17 protein-coding genes are annotated in these 15,284 nt (G+C 56.2%); 8 read left to right on the forward strand and 9 right to left on the reverse strand.

All coding sequences use genetic code 11. The features are described from left to right. The first annotated feature begins 6 nt into the window (after positions 1-6). Both ELB75_RS10265 and ELB75_RS10270 read left to right on the forward strand, forming a co-directional pair. Positions 7-687: a DedA family protein gene (locus tag ELB75_RS10265; protein ID WP_126983822.1), complete on the forward strand. Its 681-nt coding sequence runs from the start codon at positions 7-9 to the stop codon at positions 685-687. Between the two features lie 115 nt (positions 688-802). After that, entirely contained in the window at positions 803-2,443 is a 1,641-nt protein-coding gene (locus tag ELB75_RS10270; RefSeq protein WP_126983823.1) for an FAD-dependent oxidoreductase, read from the forward strand. Positions 2,444-2,788: 345 nt separating this feature from the next. On the opposite strand, the gene ELB75_RS10280 is transcribed toward ELB75_RS10270, so the two are convergent. The 6 genes from ELB75_RS10280 to ELB75_RS10305 all read right to left on the reverse strand — a co-directional run bounded on the left by ELB75_RS10280 (position 2,789) and on the right by ELB75_RS10305 (position 9,162). Then, positions 2,789-3,526 (reverse strand): hypothetical protein, encoded by a 738-nt coding sequence (locus tag ELB75_RS10280; RefSeq protein WP_126983825.1) that lies wholly within the window; start codon positions 3,524-3,526, stop codon positions 2,789-2,791. 260 nt (positions 3,527-3,786) lie between these two features. After that, positions 3,787-4,398 carry a phosphoribosylanthranilate isomerase gene (locus ELB75_RS10285; protein ID WP_126983826.1) on the reverse strand — a complete coding sequence of 204 codons (612 nt, stop codon included), beginning with the start codon at positions 4,396-4,398 and terminating at the stop codon, positions 3,787-3,789. Between the two features lie 35 nt (positions 4,399-4,433). Further along, positions 4,434-4,679: a glutaredoxin family protein gene (locus ELB75_RS10290; RefSeq protein WP_070630943.1), complete on the reverse strand. Its 246-nt coding sequence runs from the start codon at positions 4,677-4,679 to the stop codon at positions 4,434-4,436. 10 nt (positions 4,680-4,689) lie between these two features. Then, entirely contained in the window at positions 4,690-5,499 is an 810-nt protein-coding gene (truA, locus tag ELB75_RS10295; RefSeq protein ID WP_126983827.1) for a tRNA pseudouridine(38-40) synthase TruA, read from the reverse strand. A 521-nt stretch (positions 5,500-6,020) separates the two neighbouring features. Beyond that, positions 6,021-8,084 (reverse strand): FimV/HubP family polar landmark protein, encoded by a 2,064-nt coding sequence (locus tag ELB75_RS10300; RefSeq protein ID WP_164726883.1) that lies wholly within the window; start codon positions 8,082-8,084, stop codon positions 6,021-6,023. Between the two features lie 282 nt (positions 8,085-8,366). Further along, positions 8,367-9,162, reverse strand: a protein-coding gene (locus tag ELB75_RS10305) for an IS5 family transposase (RefSeq protein WP_126982866.1) whose coding sequence is annotated in 2 segments (ribosomal slippage) — positions 8,367-8,795 and positions 8,797-9,162 — 795 coding nt in all. Because the reading frame shifts where the segments join, the coding sequence is not laid out codon by codon here. Between the two features lie 86 nt (positions 9,163-9,248). Here ELB75_RS10305 and ELB75_RS10310 point away from each other — a divergent pair. From ELB75_RS10310 to ELB75_RS12935, 3 genes are read left to right on the forward strand one after another with little or no spacing between them, the layout of a single operon-like run. Beyond that, the gene (locus ELB75_RS10310) at positions 9,249-9,521 is read left to right on the forward strand and encodes a type II toxin-antitoxin system prevent-host-death family antitoxin (RefSeq protein ID WP_126983829.1); all 273 of its coding nucleotides are present in this window, start codon (positions 9,249-9,251) and stop codon (positions 9,519-9,521) included. A 2-nt stretch (positions 9,522-9,523) separates the two neighbouring features. Then, positions 9,524-9,772, forward strand: a complete 249-nt coding sequence (locus ELB75_RS12930) for a PIN domain-containing protein (protein ID WP_241236073.1) — start codon at positions 9,524-9,526, stop codon at positions 9,770-9,772. A gap of 29 nt (positions 9,773-9,801) precedes the next feature. After that, a complete protein-coding gene (locus ELB75_RS12935; protein WP_241236134.1) occupies positions 9,802-9,945 on the forward strand; it encodes a PIN domain-containing protein in 144 nt (47 codons plus the stop codon). 853 nt (positions 9,946-10,798) lie between these two features. On the opposite strand, the gene ELB75_RS10320 is transcribed toward ELB75_RS12935, so the two are convergent. Together ELB75_RS10320 and ELB75_RS10330 are read right to left on the reverse strand one after the other, a co-directional pair. After that, complete coding sequence (locus ELB75_RS10320) at positions 10,799-11,062, reverse strand: MipA/OmpV family protein (RefSeq protein WP_126983830.1); 264 nt, start codon at positions 11,060-11,062, stop codon at positions 10,799-10,801. 94 nt (positions 11,063-11,156) lie between these two features. Beyond that, on the reverse strand, positions 11,157-11,591 hold the full coding sequence (locus ELB75_RS10330; RefSeq protein WP_164726885.1) for a MipA/OmpV family protein: 435 nt from the start codon (positions 11,589-11,591) through the stop codon (positions 11,157-11,159). Between the two features lie 132 nt (positions 11,592-11,723). Here ELB75_RS10330 and ELB75_RS10335 point away from each other — a divergent pair, with 132 nt between their 5' ends. Next, on the forward strand, positions 11,724-12,197 hold the full coding sequence (locus tag ELB75_RS10335; RefSeq protein WP_126983832.1) for a MarR family winged helix-turn-helix transcriptional regulator: 474 nt from the start codon (positions 11,724-11,726) through the stop codon (positions 12,195-12,197). A gap of 250 nt (positions 12,198-12,447) precedes the next feature. Here the strand turns inward: ELB75_RS10335 and ELB75_RS10340 are convergent, their stop codons facing one another. Beyond that, positions 12,448-13,338, reverse strand: a complete 891-nt coding sequence (locus tag ELB75_RS10340) for an NAD(+) kinase (protein ID WP_126983833.1) — start codon at positions 13,336-13,338, stop codon at positions 12,448-12,450. 236 nt (positions 13,339-13,574) lie between these two features. On the opposite strand from ELB75_RS10340, the gene miaA reads away from it, so the two are divergent. Together miaA and ELB75_RS10350 are read left to right on the forward strand one after the other, a co-directional pair. After that, the gene (miaA, locus tag ELB75_RS10345) at positions 13,575-14,528 is read left to right on the forward strand and encodes a tRNA (adenosine(37)-N6)-dimethylallyltransferase MiaA (RefSeq protein ID WP_126983834.1); all 954 of its coding nucleotides are present in this window, start codon (positions 13,575-13,577) and stop codon (positions 14,526-14,528) included. Continuing rightward, a complete protein-coding gene (locus ELB75_RS10350; protein ID WP_126983835.1) occupies positions 14,525-15,049 on the forward strand; it encodes an RDD family protein in 525 nt (174 codons plus the stop codon). The genes miaA and ELB75_RS10350 overlap by 4 nt, the downstream gene beginning before the upstream one ends. Positions 15,050-15,284 lie beyond the last annotated feature (235 nt).

A 15,284-nucleotide genomic window follows, 5' to 3' on the forward strand; every position in this document is an offset into this window, starting at 1 on the left:
ACAACCATGCTGGATATTCTAGAAGCCCTGTTCACCCAATACGGCTACGCCGCCGTATTCGTGGTGCTGGTTGCCTGCGGTTTCGGCATCCCCATCCCCGAAGACATCACACTGATTGCAGGCGGCGTGATTTCCGGCCTCGGCCACAGCAACGCGCACATCATGGTGGTGGTGGGCATGATCGGCGTGCTCACCGGCGACGGCATGATGTTCCTGCTCGGCCACTTCTACGGCGACCGCATCCTCAAAGCCCGCTTCGTCAACCGCCTGATGCCGCCGCAACGTTACCTGCAAGTGCAGGAAAAGTTCGACAAACACGGCAGCTGGGTATTATTCGTGGCGCGTTTCCTGCCCGGCCTGCGCACCCCCATCTTCATTACCGCCGGCATGAGCGGCCGGATTTCGTTTTGGCGCTGGCTGATTATGGACGGCCTCGCCTCCCTGATTTCCGTGCCCGCCTGGGTGTATCTCGGCCACTACGGCGCCGCAAACAAAGACTGGCTGCTCATGAAAGCCCACCAGTTCCAGCACATCCTCTACGCAATCATCGGCATCGGCGCACTGGTGTTGTTCTACTTCTGGCAGCGCAAACGCCGCCGTCGCCAATTTTTCCACGCCAAGCTGCAGGAAATGCGCCGAGAGCAGCAAGCCGAACGCAGCAAACGGCAAAATCAATCTGCCGAATAGCATTGCACCGCATCTTGTTTTTCAGGTAGCCCTAATGGATAAAGGCTACCTGAAAACATATAAACCATCAGACTTCTGCCCGCCACCGGCCTCCCTCCCCAAGGCTACCTGAAACATGAAACTCACCCGCCGCCAACTGCTCGGCAGCGCCGCCGCCCTCACCGCCGCAGCCGCCGCCTCCCACCTAGGCCATCAATACCTCCACCGCCTGCCCCCCGTGCACATCCGCCGCATCGGCCTGCCCTTCGGCCACGAGCTGCGCAACGGCCAAGTTTCCCTCGCCCCCCAATCCGAACACCGCTGCCACACCCTCATTCTCGGCAGCGGCGCCGCCGCCCTCTCCGCCGCCTGGTATTTGGCCAAACACGGCCACCGCAACTTCCTCCTCGCCGAAGGCATCGAGCGCAACGGCAACAATGCCGCCTATGTTTCAGGTAGCCTTTCCGCCCCCTCCGGCGCGCACTATTTAGCCCTGCCCTCGCAGGAAAGCGTGTATGTGCGCCAACTCTTATCCGACCTCGGCATCCTGCTCGACGGCATCGACCGGCCCGAGCCCCTGTATCGCGAAACCGATTTGGTTTACGCCCCCGCCGAGCGCCTGTATTACCAAAACTGCTGGCAAGATTCCCTGCTGCCGCAAGAAGATGCCGACAGCCGCCGCTTCCACGCCCTCATCGAAACCCTGCGCCGCGCACGCGGCCGCGACGGGCGCAAAATCTTCGCCATCCCCATCGCCCATTCCTCCGCCGACGAAGCATGGCGTCGCCTCGACCAAACCACCTTCGCCGCCTGGCTCGAAAAAGAAAACTACCGCTCCCCCAGCCTGCTCTGGTATCTCGACTACTGCTGCCGCGACGACTACGGCCAAGGCATCGCCCAAGTATCCGCCTTCGCCGGCCTGCACTACTTCGCCGCCCGCGGCCACACCAACGAAGCCGTGCTCACCTGGCCCGAAGGCCTCGCCCACCTTTCCGAAGCCATCCGCCGCCACATCCGCCTGCAAAATATCGACAGGCTACCTGAAACCGCCGAACTCACCTTTGCCCAGCCCACCGCCGTCAACGCCTCCACCCTGCAAATCAGCGAAACAGATGAAGACGTTGCCGTTATCCTGCGCCACAACCAAAGCGGCCACACCGCCCTCATTCGTGCCCAAAACGTTATCTGCGCCATGCCCCTGATGATTGCCGCCCGCATCATCGCCCAGCCCCAACGCTACGGCTTCTCGCCCGACCTGCCCGCCTACGCCCCCTGGCTGGTGAGCAATTTCGTACTCAACGGCTTCCCCCGCGAAGCGCAGCGCAGCGAATTGGCGTGGGACAACGTAGTACACGGCACGCAAGGCCTTGGCTACGTCGTGTCCATCAACCAGCTCATCCGCACCGCCAAACCCGAACACACCATCTTCACCGCCTACACCGCCCTCAACCACGACAGCCCGCAAAACACCCGCCGCTGGCTGCTCAAAGCAGGCGAAGAAGAACTGCTCGCCCACGCCGCCCAAGACCTCGTCCCAATCTACGGCAGCCGCTTCTGGCAACACGTTGCCTCCGTAGACATCGGCATCCGCGGCCACGGCATGAGCTCCCCCACCCCCGGCTACCTGAACCGGCCATCCCTGCTCCAACTGCGCCAACACCATTCCCGCCTCACCTTCGCCCACAGCGACCTGAGCAGCTACTCCGTGATGGAAGAAGCCGTTTACTGGGGCGTGGAAGCCGCCGAGAAAATCCTGCGCCCCTCAGCCCGGGCATAGGAAAAGGCTAGCTGCAACTCGTTTGTTGGGTTCAGCTAGCCTTTCAATATGCTCACAAACGGATATATAGTGAATTAAATTTAAATCAGGACAAGGCGGCGAGCCGCAGATAGTACACACGTTACGGCAAGGCGAGCCAACGCTGTACTGGTTTAAATTTAATTCACTATAACAACTGCCCCTACAACATTTCAGGCAGCCTGCCACGCGGGGGCTACCTGAAACATAAGATGGGAAACCAAACGGCAGTATTGCCATCTCAGCATTTCAATTGAACACCAGCAGCAGACTTACTAGAAAGGCTACCTGAAATTTCAGGTAGCCTTTGGTTCTATTACGGCAGGTTTATTTCAAATTGATATATGGGTGAATATCTACCGCAGTCATGACCTCTTTAAACTCAGGAATCGGAGGGCTGTTGTCCACAAACTCAAAACGATATTTGCCATAGGGCAAGTCGAAGCAGTCCACCCCGTCCTGATAAGCAGGGTTTCTAGGGTTATCCGTGTTGCTGCCATAGGAATAAAAGACTTTCCCCATTATGTTGAGATTGGTGTAGTTTTTACGGAAAAAGACCTTTTCACCAAACCAACCTTGGCGGTAGGCGATAACTTGGAAAGTGTAATATTGGCGGTAGAAGGTTTCGGGGGCTAACCCGCCTATAGCCATGCCTTCTAGGCTATGCCCTCGGAAAACTTCTTGTTTGCCGTATTCCCATGGGTCTCTATCGCTTGGCCCTCTTTCCAGATTAGGGCCGTACGATTTGGTTTTACCATCAATAAACTCTGTCCGCATGCCGATGCAATACGGATGCTTAACATAGCTGCGCACTTCCAAATTCAGTCGTTTATTCTGCCCCAGCGGAAAATCGGTATAAGTAGGCGAGTACCCCGTGATATATTCCACGCCTATTATGGCCAACGTTCGCGTTACCATACAGCTGGCCAAACCATAAGCCACCAGCACAAATAAAGCCGTCCAGCGCAAACCGCGCCAGTGGCGTTTCAGGTAGCCTTTCAGCTTGCCGACAAAAGTTTGGGGCTTGGCAAGCTGCTGCTCGGGAAACAGGGAGGGTTTATGCACGCGGTTACTCCTGTGGAGTTCTGAAATATGTTTTATAGTGAATTAAATTTAAACCAGTACAGCGTTGCCTCGCCTTGTCGTACTATCTGTACTGTCTGCGGCTCGCCGCCTTGTCCTGATTTTTGTTAATTCACTATACACATCATCATAATCCTGCTAAAGACAGGATGCAAATCAGCCACCTATAGGTTGCCTGAAAAGAAAAGACCACCTGAAAACAAAACTGGAGTTTTCAGGTAGCCTTCCCTTTTCCGGCCAATCTACCCACGCGCCTTCTGGATAAAATCTGCCATCAAATCATGGCTCTTAATGCCGGGTGCCTGCTCCACTCCGCTGGACACATCCAGCCAAGCCGCGCCGGTTTGCCGCACGGCGGCGGCTACATTACCCAGGTTCAGCCCGCCCGACAAAATCCACGGCAGCGGCATGGTTTCGGGCAGCAAGCGCCAGTCGAACACCTGCCCCGTGCCGCCATATTGGCCTTCAATATGCGCATCCAGTAGCAGGGCGGCAGCATCGGCATAGCGACCGGCCGCTTCGGCAATATCCTGCGCCGAACGCACCCGCACGGCTTTCCAATAGGGCTTGCCGAACTGGCGGCAAAATTCGGGCACCTCGTCGCCGTGGAACTGCACAATATCAATCGGTACTGCGCCCAGAATCCGGCGGATCTGCTCGGCCGATTCGTTCACAAACAGCGCCACTTTAACCACCTGCGGCGGCAGGGCGGCGGCAATTTCGGCGGCCTGCGCAATATCTACGCAACGTTTGCTTTTGGCATAAAACACCAAGCCGACCGCATCCGCACCCAATTCGGTAGCGGCCTGCGCGTCTTGCGGCCGGGTGAGGCCGCAGATTTTGATTTTAGGCATCGGGTTTCCTTTCAGCTATAGGCGGGCAATATTTTTCAGGTAGCCTTTGCATTTTGCAGCACCGCCAACAATTTGGCTTCATCCAAATGCCAATGGCAGATTTCTTCGCCCTCATGCAGCAGCACCGGCACCAGCTCGTTATACCGCGCTTCCAGTTCAGGATCTTCATCCACATCAAACACCTGCAACTCAAAACCATACGCTGCCTGATACGGCTGCAGAGCAGCGCGCATCTGGTGGCACAGGCTGCAATACTCACGAAACATTAAAGTTAAAACCATCTGATTTTCCTTACCAATCGGGAAACAGCCAGGCGGGCGGCGGCAGCGTGGCCACACCGAACTGCGGCGGGTAGTCGATGCCGGTAAGATACAGCCCGTCTGGCATAAAAGTGGGCGGCGCGAGCTTGCGGCTGCGGGCGGCCAGCAGCCCGGCAAAACCGTCCACACTCAACTTACCGCAGCCCACATACACCAGCGCGCCCATCAGGTTGCGCACCATGTGGTGCAAAAACGCATTGCCGTGGAAATCTACCGCCATCAATTCCGGCGTGCCGCACAAAGCCACACGATACAGGGTTTTCACCGGCGATTTGGCCTGGCATTCGGCGGCGCGGAAGCTGGAAAAATCGTGCTCGCCCACCAAAAGCGCGGCAGCCTGGCGCATGGCATCCATATCCAAGACATAATGCGTCCACCCGGCACGCCCCACCAACAACGGCGAGCGCACCGGCGCCGACTGCAACAGATAACGATACCGCCGCCCGCAAGCATCGAAACGGGCATGAAACTCCGGTGCCACATCCTGCACCCGCCACACGGCCACACCCTCGGGCAATAGCGCGTTCACGCCGCGCACCCAGGCCTGATCCGGCCGCTGCGCAGCAGAATCGAAATGCACCACCTGCGCAGTGGCATGCACGCCGGTATCGGTACGCCCAGCCGTCACCACGCTAATGCGTTCCTGCGCCAATTCGCTCAACGCAGCTTCCAAGGCGCTTTGCACGGTGGCAATGCCGTCTACCTGCTTCTGCCAGCCGAAAAAACGGCTGCCGTCGTAACTGACGAATAAGGCACGGCGTTTGATGGGAGATGGATTCATGTTTTTCAAATTATTTGATTTTTTAGTGGCTTAAAACCTAAGAATGGGTCAGAGTGGCAAGCCGCAAATAGTAGATAGTATGGCAAAGCAAGCCAACGCAGCAGCATGTTTAATTGTATAGTGAATTAACAAAAACCAGTACAGCGTTGGCTCGCCTTGCCGTACTAATTTGTACTGTCTGCGGCTCGCCGCCTTGTCCTGATTTTTGTTCATCCACTATAATTCACTATAGCTTCGCTGCAGCCATGTTTTCAGGTAGCCTGCATATCGGGAAAGGCTACCTGAAAATCAGATAACGGTATCACTGGGCTGATTGGCATGCTTACGCCAGCGGAGTGCTGTGTACAGCAGTTTTACGCCTGCCATCTGACTGATCACTGTGAGCCGAAGTCAGCCTACTCTTTTCAGGTATCCACGATATTGCTTGAGAAGGCTACCTGAAAACGGAAACAACACCGGCAAAAGCTGCACCGTATAGAAAAACCCGGGCGGAACTGCCCGGGTTGCTGTGGCTGGCCGGATTACCGGCCGATGTCGTTCAACAACTGCTGCGCCTCAGCCTGAATGCTGCTGCCTTCTGATTCGTTAATCAGTTCCATCAGAGTCTGGCGGGCGGTGTTGGCATCGTCGATTTCCAGATACATTTTAGCCAATTCCAATTTGGCTTCCAGCGCCTCTTTCGGCAGCGGGGCGGCACTAACCGGTTCGGTACGCGCTGCCGGAGCCGGCTGGCTGACTTCCGCCGGAGCGGCTTGTGCCGGGGCAGCCGGGGTGCTGTCAAAGTCCAAATTAAAATCCATCACATTCGATGCGGCGGCAGGAGCGGCGGCTTCTTTGGCCACGCTGCTTACGCTTTCAGTATCCAAGCTCGATACATCGAAGGCAATGGTGTTGTCCATTTCCGGTGCGGCCGGTTTGGCAGGTTCTGCCACTTCAACGGCAGCTGGGGCTTCCGCTTGGAAGGTTTGGGTGGCCGGAGTCTCGTCCAATACCCAATCCAGCTCCTCGGGGGCAACCGGCGCAGCCTGCGGCTCAGGCACCGGCTGTACGGGAGCTTGAGCCGGGGCAGGCTCTTCAGCAGCAAAGTTCAGCCAGTCGTCATCCGAGGCAGCAGCAGGTTGTTCGGATTCTTCCAACCAGCTCCAGTCATCGGCTTCGGCCTGCCGGGCGGCTGCTTCAGTACTGGGTGTGCTACCCAGTTGCTGCTGTTCGTCCAAGTAGCTCAAATCCAAGCCCAAATCCTGCTCGCTCACCGTTGCAGGTTGTGCTGCGGCAGGGGCAGCCGACTGGCTAACCGGTGCTGCGGCAGCGGGAGCAGCTGGAGTGGCGGAGAGGCTATCGGAATGATCGGTCACATTTTCAAAATAGAGGCCGTCGTCATCATCCTCATGGTCGTCACCACGGGCAGGAGCGGCACCTTTACGGCGGCGGTTCATCAAGAGATAAGCCAAGCCACCCAATGCCAACAGGCCGCCACCACCATAGAGTACCATCTGGGTGATGTCCATGCCCTCTTCTTCCATCGGAGGAGTTTCCACCACCGGCGGGGCAACCTCAACCGGAGGTGTTTCCACAACCGGCTCGGACGCCATCATATCGGAAGCCTGCTCAGGCTGGCTGACACCCATATCGGGCAGGGCGGCAGAAGCCGGCGTTTCGGGAACCGCGTCGCTAGCCATAGGCGGAACAGCAGGTTGTTGTCCTTGGGGCGGCTGCTGAACCGGTGGCTGGGCGGGCTGCTGCGGTTGTGCTTGTTGTTGAGGTTGTTGTGGCTGTGGTTGCGTCGGCTCAACAGGCGGTGCGGGGGGCGCAGGCGGCGTAACCGGCGGAGTCGGTTGGGCTTCTACCTGCGGCTGTTGGCGTGTCGGAGCAGTATCTGCTGCCGGGCGTTCTTCCTGTGCACGGGTGCTTAAGCGGCGCGGCGGATTGTGTGCCAAACGGCGCAGGGTATCGCCGTCAGGGATGGTAAGAGTAGCGCCTCGATACATCAAATCGGGGTTGCCATTGCGGAAAGCACGCGGGTTGGCAGCCACCAAGGCGTTGATGGTTTGACGCAAAGTCATACCGACCGGTTTAACGCGTTGCGCAATATCCACCAGCAATTCGCCATCTTTAATTTGATAGCTTTCCCCACTAATCTGTACCGGTGCTTCGCGTCGGTCGGCAGCGCGGCGGTGCCGTCTAGATTCAGCAGAATGGCGACGGCCAGGCTCAGCTTCAGCACGGCGTTCGTGGCGTGAACGGGCGCTGCCGGAAGCATGGTAATCACGGGGATCCAGCATGGCAGTATATTGGTGGTTTTGATTCCCTACACCCAGCCAGAAAGTCATCACCGGTTCTTTAATCGGTGTTCTGGAGTGCAGGCGAATAACGGCACGGTCGCCGCTGCGGCGCGACACCGTGGCTTGCAGGTCGGCACCGTTGATGGTTGGCTTGGCCGAAGCCAAAGCACGCGCCTCGTCGCCCGTTACCACCACTGTGGCAGAAAACGGCTCGTTCAAGCGCGACTGAACCTGCAGGCCGCCCAAAGCGGCATGGGCGCCAACAGAGGCTGCCAAACCCAGTGAAGCCGCAATCAGCTTCATTTTATACTGCTTACAAAACATCAAATCCCCCTTACAACCTAAAGTAATGCACAACTAACCTTCTGAATAAATAGAAAAATACAGAGCCAGGCAAGCAAAATTCCAGCCTGTACAGCTGCTGTCGTGCAACGGATTAAAATCTCTAAACCTAGGTATCATATCGTTTATTTCCTATTTATGCCAAGCCATTTCTGCTATTTAGCCCGATTTTCTATACAGGAATGAAACATTTTTAATTATTTAATAGACTCCCCATTTATATTAGACCTCTTGCGAAAATATTCATCCCATCGCATTAACCAGTCCTGCAATCAGATTTGCCCTTAACCCGAACCGTTTCCGCCTGTTGCGGTAAGGCAGCGACAATATTTTGAATATCTTCAGTTTCCTGTTGATGTGCTCGATGACGGTTCTGAGTTTGCCTAACCGCCTGTTCGCCTCTTTATCCTGTTTGTCCGGCGGATGACGTTTGGATTTCTTTTTCGGGGTCTGTAATCCGGTTTTGGCCAATCCTTGATAACCCTTATCCGCAATGACTATTTTGTAGGGATAAAGCTCTGCAAGGTGCCTCTTGGCTAAACGCATGTCATGCCGGGCACCCATCCCCGTCCGGATGCTGATGATTTTTTCCGTTTCCCTGCCGTATATGACCCGGATTTTAACCGTGTGCCGCCTTTTCTTGCCGCTGTAATACTGCCGCTGTTTTTTTGGGACGTTCAATCGGGCTTTCGGTAACGTCAATGATGACCGTTTGGTCGCCCGGATTCTTGTGCTTTGGCAGGGAGAAGCGTTTGCAACGGATGAGGGCGTCCTCGGTTTTACGGATGGTGCGGCAGACATTACTTTCGGAAAGGCCGTAGATGGCGGCCAATTCGAGTTGGGTATGGTAATGACGCAGATAGCTTAGGGTAAGCAGCAGTTGGTCTGCCAAACCGAGCGTATGCGGCCTGCCCGACTTGACCTTCCGGCTTTCTGCTTCTGTGGTGACTTGCAGCATTTCGTGAAAAAGGACGGGCGTTACACCTGTGAGCCGTTTGAATTCCCTGTCGCTTCTTTGGATGAGGTTTTCGTATTTCATTTGGGAATTGTAAATCTTCAGGATACTTTCGCAAGAGGTCTATAGTAGTAACATCACAGCAAGAAAAGCTACAGGAGGGAAATATCATGCCCGCCATTATGACCAGCCGGGAGTTTAATCAGCATACCTACCGCGCCCAGCAAGAGGCAGAAAAAAGCCCTGCTGTGATTACCAACAGGGGCAGGCCGGCACATGTGCTGTTGAGCTATGCCGACTATCAGAAACTAACCGGAGGCCGTCGGAGCGCACTAGAGGCACTGCAAAGCCTGAATTATCCCGATACCGCCGCCGATATAGAGCTGGAAATTCCCCCGCGCAGCAAAGCGCAACGCCAACCAGTGAATTTCACGGAGGATTAGCCGTGTATCTGCTGGATACCAATGCCATTAGCGAAATGCGGAAAATCCGACACGGTACGGCAAACAAGGGTTTTACCGCTTGGCTTGCCGCCACCGATAGCGGCGCCTTCTACACCAGCGCTATTGTTGTAATGGAACTTGAGCGTGGCATATTGCGCATGGAGCGCAAAGACCCTGCACAAGGGCAGGTATTGCGGGCGTGGTATAGCGCCATCATGACGGGCTATTTGCCGGCCGCATTCTGCCGATAGACGAGCGCACCGCCGCTGTTTGTGCCGCCCTGCATACTCCAGACCCCGCCCCGGAAAATGATGCGTGGATAGCCGCTACCGCCAAACAATACGGGCTGGTGTTGGTAACGCGTAATACCGCTGATTTCCAAGGCAGCGGGGTAAGGCTGCTTAATCCGTTTGAGGCTACCTGAAAACCACTACCCACGACACCAGCCCCCGTGCTGGTGTTTTTCTTTGTCCGGCCTTGGCCCCACCATGCCAGCCAGCCGACGACTGCCCATTTTCTCCCGCTTCTTTATCCAAAATTACCCAAAATCTGCCCAAAACTGCCTATTTTTTGACCAGTTTTAAACTGTTTTGAGCAAAATGCCGTGAGGCCACCTTATGTCGGTTCTATAGTGGATTAACAAAAATCAGGACAAGGCAGCGAGCCGCAGACAGTACACACGTTACGGCAAGGCGAGCCAACTCTGTACTGGTTTTTGTTAATTCACTATATTTTCAGGTAGCCTCATAATTTTACTCATCTGCTCAGGTTAAATTTTTAGTAGCTTATAAAAGGTCAGGCACCATCTATACTGATATCCTGTTCGCCTTTGCGCCTTATGCCGGCGCGGGGCACTTCCTTTCTTTGCTTCGCCAAAGAAAGGAAGCAAAGAAAGGCGACTGCGGGCATAGGTTTGGCTCCGCCAAACTTCCCTCACTCCGCGCGGTTTTTCGGGCGAGCCCGCAACTTGTGGCTTCGTCACTTCGAGCATGCAAGCCCTTGTTCCCCGAAAAACCGCGCTCCGTTCGGCTGAGCCAGCAGAGAATGACCGTAACCCAACCATTCGCGTTCAATATGCTGTATTTGGTGTTGCTGGAAATTGAATAGATGAGACTAACGGAAAAGGGTAACGGACATCATGGGCGGATCTGCTTATGGTTGATTCTAACTATAAAATAGGACCTTTCAACCACCGCTATCCCCATTTGGTCGGGAACAACGGCAACAAGGCCGTAGGTCGGGAATTTATGCCTTTCAGACGACCTATGCGGAAATATTCAGAAGCGACACATCAACCCCGCCGTGCCTTCGACGCGGTATTTGCCGTCGTTCATCTGGCTGTTTTTCACGGTAGAAGGCAGCGCTTCGGCCAGTACGCCGGTAAACGCGCTGAATTTCGGCGTGAAGCTGTATTGCGTTTCCAAACCGATATAAGGATTGACGGAAGACTTGGGCTGATAGGCGTTCAAGCCGCTGCGGCGGGCTTCGTCGGCGTTGATGCCGTAGTAGTAGCGGTTGAATTTTTTGTTCGAATAAGACACGCCGACGGCGGGTTTGACGAGTAATTTAGGCGTGGGTTGCTAGAAATAGCTGTATTGCACCTGCGCCTGCATTCCCTTGTTCGTACCCGAAACATCATGCGACACATGCGTTTCCAGATTGCCGTAGGGGCTGTACAGGTTGTAGGAAATATCCGCCATCACCGCGTTTTTGCGGCGGTCGAGCCGCTTCAGGCGCGCATCGTCCGAATCGCCCGGTTTCAAGCCGTAATCGCGCAGGTAGGTCGCCCCCCAGCAGCACTTTCTGCGACTGGTCGGCGGAAGTGTAGAGTTTCACGCCGGCCGACAGTCCGCGTATGTAAAACCGCTTCGTTTCAAGCTGAACCAGCGGTGCAACCGTCCAGTCGGCGGATTTGCCCCGATAGCCGCTGTCGGCATAACCACCCGCCACACCGACCGAAAATTCCGTTTTCTGCGGCTCCTGCCGAAAATCCTCCGCATACGCGGATGGCGCGTGCAGTAGGCACATGGATAAAGAAAATAACACTCCGGTTCGAACGATATGTTTCATAGAGTCTCCCAAAAAAGCGTATAGGTCGTCTAAAAAGCAAGAAATCCAATTTAGTCCCATTTAGGACTGTTAATCAACAGGACAATAAACCCAGTGCTACAATGACGACATATCCCAAAAACAAGGAACATCATGGAAAACGCAAACAGCCGATTCGACCCGTCCCAAGGCATCGACCAACGCGGCAGCTTGCTGACCGGCATTTATGATCAGTATGAAAACTGGGCAAAAAGCAAAGGCCTCAACTACACCGTATTCGCCATCCTGTATTTCGTGTACTACCGCGAACACTGCACCCAAAGCGACATCTGCGCCTTTTGGGGCTTTGCCAAACAAACCGTCTCCACCCAGTGCAACGAACTGATGGACAAGGGCATACTCAGCATCGTGCAGGACGACGGCAACCGCTGCCGCAAAATCCTGACCCTGACCGAACAAGGCCGCGCCTACGCCCGCCCGTTCGTCGAACCCGTCCACGCGGCAGAAACTGCTGCCTTCCAATCGTTGTGTGAGGAGTTAGGGCAAAAACTGGTGGAAGGTACAGAAAAATTCTACGCTACCTTTGCTGTTGCTTTATCGGAAGCGAAAGAGGGGAAAGCTGTATAATCCCTACCTAAATCTTGTTATGCAGTTTTCAGGTAGCCTAGCTGCTTGTATGGCTACCTGAAAAACCAAAAGCCGGGCTCATGCCCGGCTGGTTTTGTTTGTGCTAGCCACACGGCGATTATAGTGGATTAACAAAAATCAGGACAAGGCGGCGAGCCGCAGACAGTACACACGTTACGGCAAGGCGAGACAACGCTGTACTGGTTTTTGTTAATTCACTATAAAACCGGTTTCAGGTAGCCTCTGTCCGCTAAACCAGCTGTTCGCCCCAATGCAGTTTCTGGCGCAGGGTTTTGTAGTATTGGTAATCGGTGGGGTGCAGCACGCGCAGGGTGTTGCGGTAGCGGCGGATGGTGAGCCGGTTCATGCTGTGCAGGTCAATATGGGATTGGCCGTCGCAATGCACGCGGGCATTGTCGGCTTTGGTGATGAGGATTTCGATTTCGCAGCTGTCGGGCACCACGATGGGGCGGTTGGTCATGGATTGCGGGCAGATCGGCACGAGGGTGAGGGCACGCAGGGTGGATTGCAGAATCGGCCCGCCGGCAGCCAGGGCGTAGGCGGTGGAACCGGTGGGGGTGGATACAATCAGCCCGTCGGAACGTTGGGTATAGACGAATTCTTGGTTGATAAATACTTCGAATTCAATCATCTGCCCCAAGCCGCCGCGGCTGATGACGACTTCGTTGAGGGCCAGCTCGGTGCAGTCGGATTCGTCGTGACGCTGCACGGTGCATTCGAGCATGATGCGCTCTTCGGGCAGGTATTGGCCGGCGAGCATGCGCGAAATGTCGGCAATCATGTTTTGGCGCGGCACTTGGGTGAGGAAGCCTAAATGCCCCAAATGCACGCCCATGATGGGGATGCGGTAAGGGGCAAGCCGGCGGGCTACGGATAAAAATGTGCCGTCTCCGCCGAGCACCAGCACCAAATCGCAGCAAGCGCCCATGTCTTCTTTGGCTACCCGTCGGCAGTTTTCGGCCAGCGGGTTGGCAGACAAATCGTTGCCGCATTCTTCGTCTAACAGCACTTCGATGCTGTTTTCTAAAAAGAAGGCCACCAGTTTGCCCAGGGTTTCGCCCAATTGCGGGGTATTGGGGCGGGTGACGATGCCGATGCGGTGAAATTGGCTGTGTTTCATGGGGAAGATGGGGGAATTGGTGGTAGGCCGAACTCTACCTGATTTTCAGGTAGCCTGAAAGGCGGAAGCGGATAAGCCGACGCCGCAGCGGTGTGCGGGCATCCATATTTTGTTTTTTATCATGCGGCTGATAGAATGCCGCGCCGTGTGGCTTTATGTTTCAGGTAGCCTTTTGTGTGGCCACAGGCTACCTGAAACATAAAGCCGGAATATTGATTTCTTTTTCGGGTAGCCCCATGCCGCAATCCACTCCACCGCCGGCACTCGCCCTGCTCGGCCCCACCGCCGCCGGCAAAACCGTGCTCGCGCTTGCCTTGGCCGAAAAGCTGCCGCTGGAAATCGTCAGCCTCGATTCCGCGCTGATTTACCGCGGTATGGACATCGGCACCGCCAAGCCCACTCCGGCCGAACGTGCCGCCGTGCCGCACCACCTCATCGACATCATCAACCCGCCGCAAAGCTACAGCGTGGCCGACTTTTTGGATGATTGCCTGCGCCTGTGCCGTGAAATCCATGCGCGCGGCCGCCTGCCGCTGATTGTGGGCGGCACCATGATGTATTACCACGCCCTCGTTAACGGCCTCAACAGCCTGCCCGCCGCCAATCCTGAAATCCGCCGCCAACTGCAAGAGCAAAAACAGCAGCACGGCCTGCCTCATCTCTATACCCAGCTGCAACAGGCCGACCCCGCCACCGCCGCCCGGCTCAAGCCAGGCGACAGCCAGCGCATCGAACGTGCATTGGAAGTGTGGCTGCTCACCGGCCGGCCGCTCAGCCAACACTTTGCCGAACAGCCCAACGCCGCGCCGACGCTCTCCCTGCGCAGCATCGCCCTGATTCCGGCGCAACGCGAACGGTTGCACCGCAATATCGAACAACGCTTCCACGCCATGCTGGAGCAAGGCTTCCTCGAAGAAGTGCGCCGACTGCAAGCACAATATCCCGAGCTCAATCCCGACTACCCCGCCGTGCGCTGCGTGGGTTACCGCCAAGCCTGGGCGCACCTGCAAGGCGAAACCGACCGTAATACTTTCATTGCCCAGGGTATTGCCGCCACCCGCCAGCTTGCCAAGCGCCAGCTCACCTGGCTGCGCAAACTGCCCGCCGATTTGGTAATCGACCCGTTTTCAGGTAGCCTCCGGCAACACAGCCAAACCCTTCATTCTTTTTGCCAACAACACTTCGCATGAGCACGCCCGCCCCCGCCTCTTTCCGCCGCCGTTTCGCCGCCCTGTGCTACGAAGCCCTGCTGCTGGCCGCCGTCACCTGCGTGGCCTTTATCCCCGCCGCCGCCGCCAATATGGCGCTGCATACTGTGCCGCTGCTGGCCGAAACCGCCGTGGCGCTGATTATCCTCGCCGTGTGGTGGGGCTATTTCCGCCTCTGCTGGCACAGCCCGCGCGGGCAAACCCTGCCGATGAAAGTGTGGCGGCTGCAGCTGCAAACCCCCGCCGGCAGCCGCCCCAGCCTGCGCCAACTGCGCCTACGCTTCATCTGGGCCACCGTGCTGCTTCTGCTGCTGCCGCTCGCCTCCTTCGGCATCCTGCGCCAACTCACCCCCCTGCCGCCCCAAACCGTAGCCGGCATGGCACTGGCGTGGTGGATACTGCCCATCGGCTTCGCCCTCATCCATCCTTCCCGCCAATTCCTCTACGACTACCTTGCCGGTACGGTTTTAACGGGCAAAGGGCGGGAAGAAACCCTTCGCTGAATGCTTCCCTTCATACAGCTCGCCGTACTAGCCGCACCATATAGTGAACTAACAAAAACCAGTACGGTGTTGGCTCGCTTTGCCCTGATTTTTGTTCATCCACTATAAAAACACGATAGCAGAGGCTACCTGAAAACGCTTGGTTATTTTCAGGTAGCCTTTTGCCCGCACCGGGCTTGCGCCTACAAGCTGCCCGTGCCGGTTATCGCCCGGCCTGCCGCCTGCGGTTCACCGC

The organism is Eikenella corrodens (assembly GCF_003990355.1).
Taxonomy (GTDB): domain Bacteria; phylum Pseudomonadota; class Gammaproteobacteria; order Burkholderiales; family Neisseriaceae; genus Eikenella; species Eikenella corrodens_B.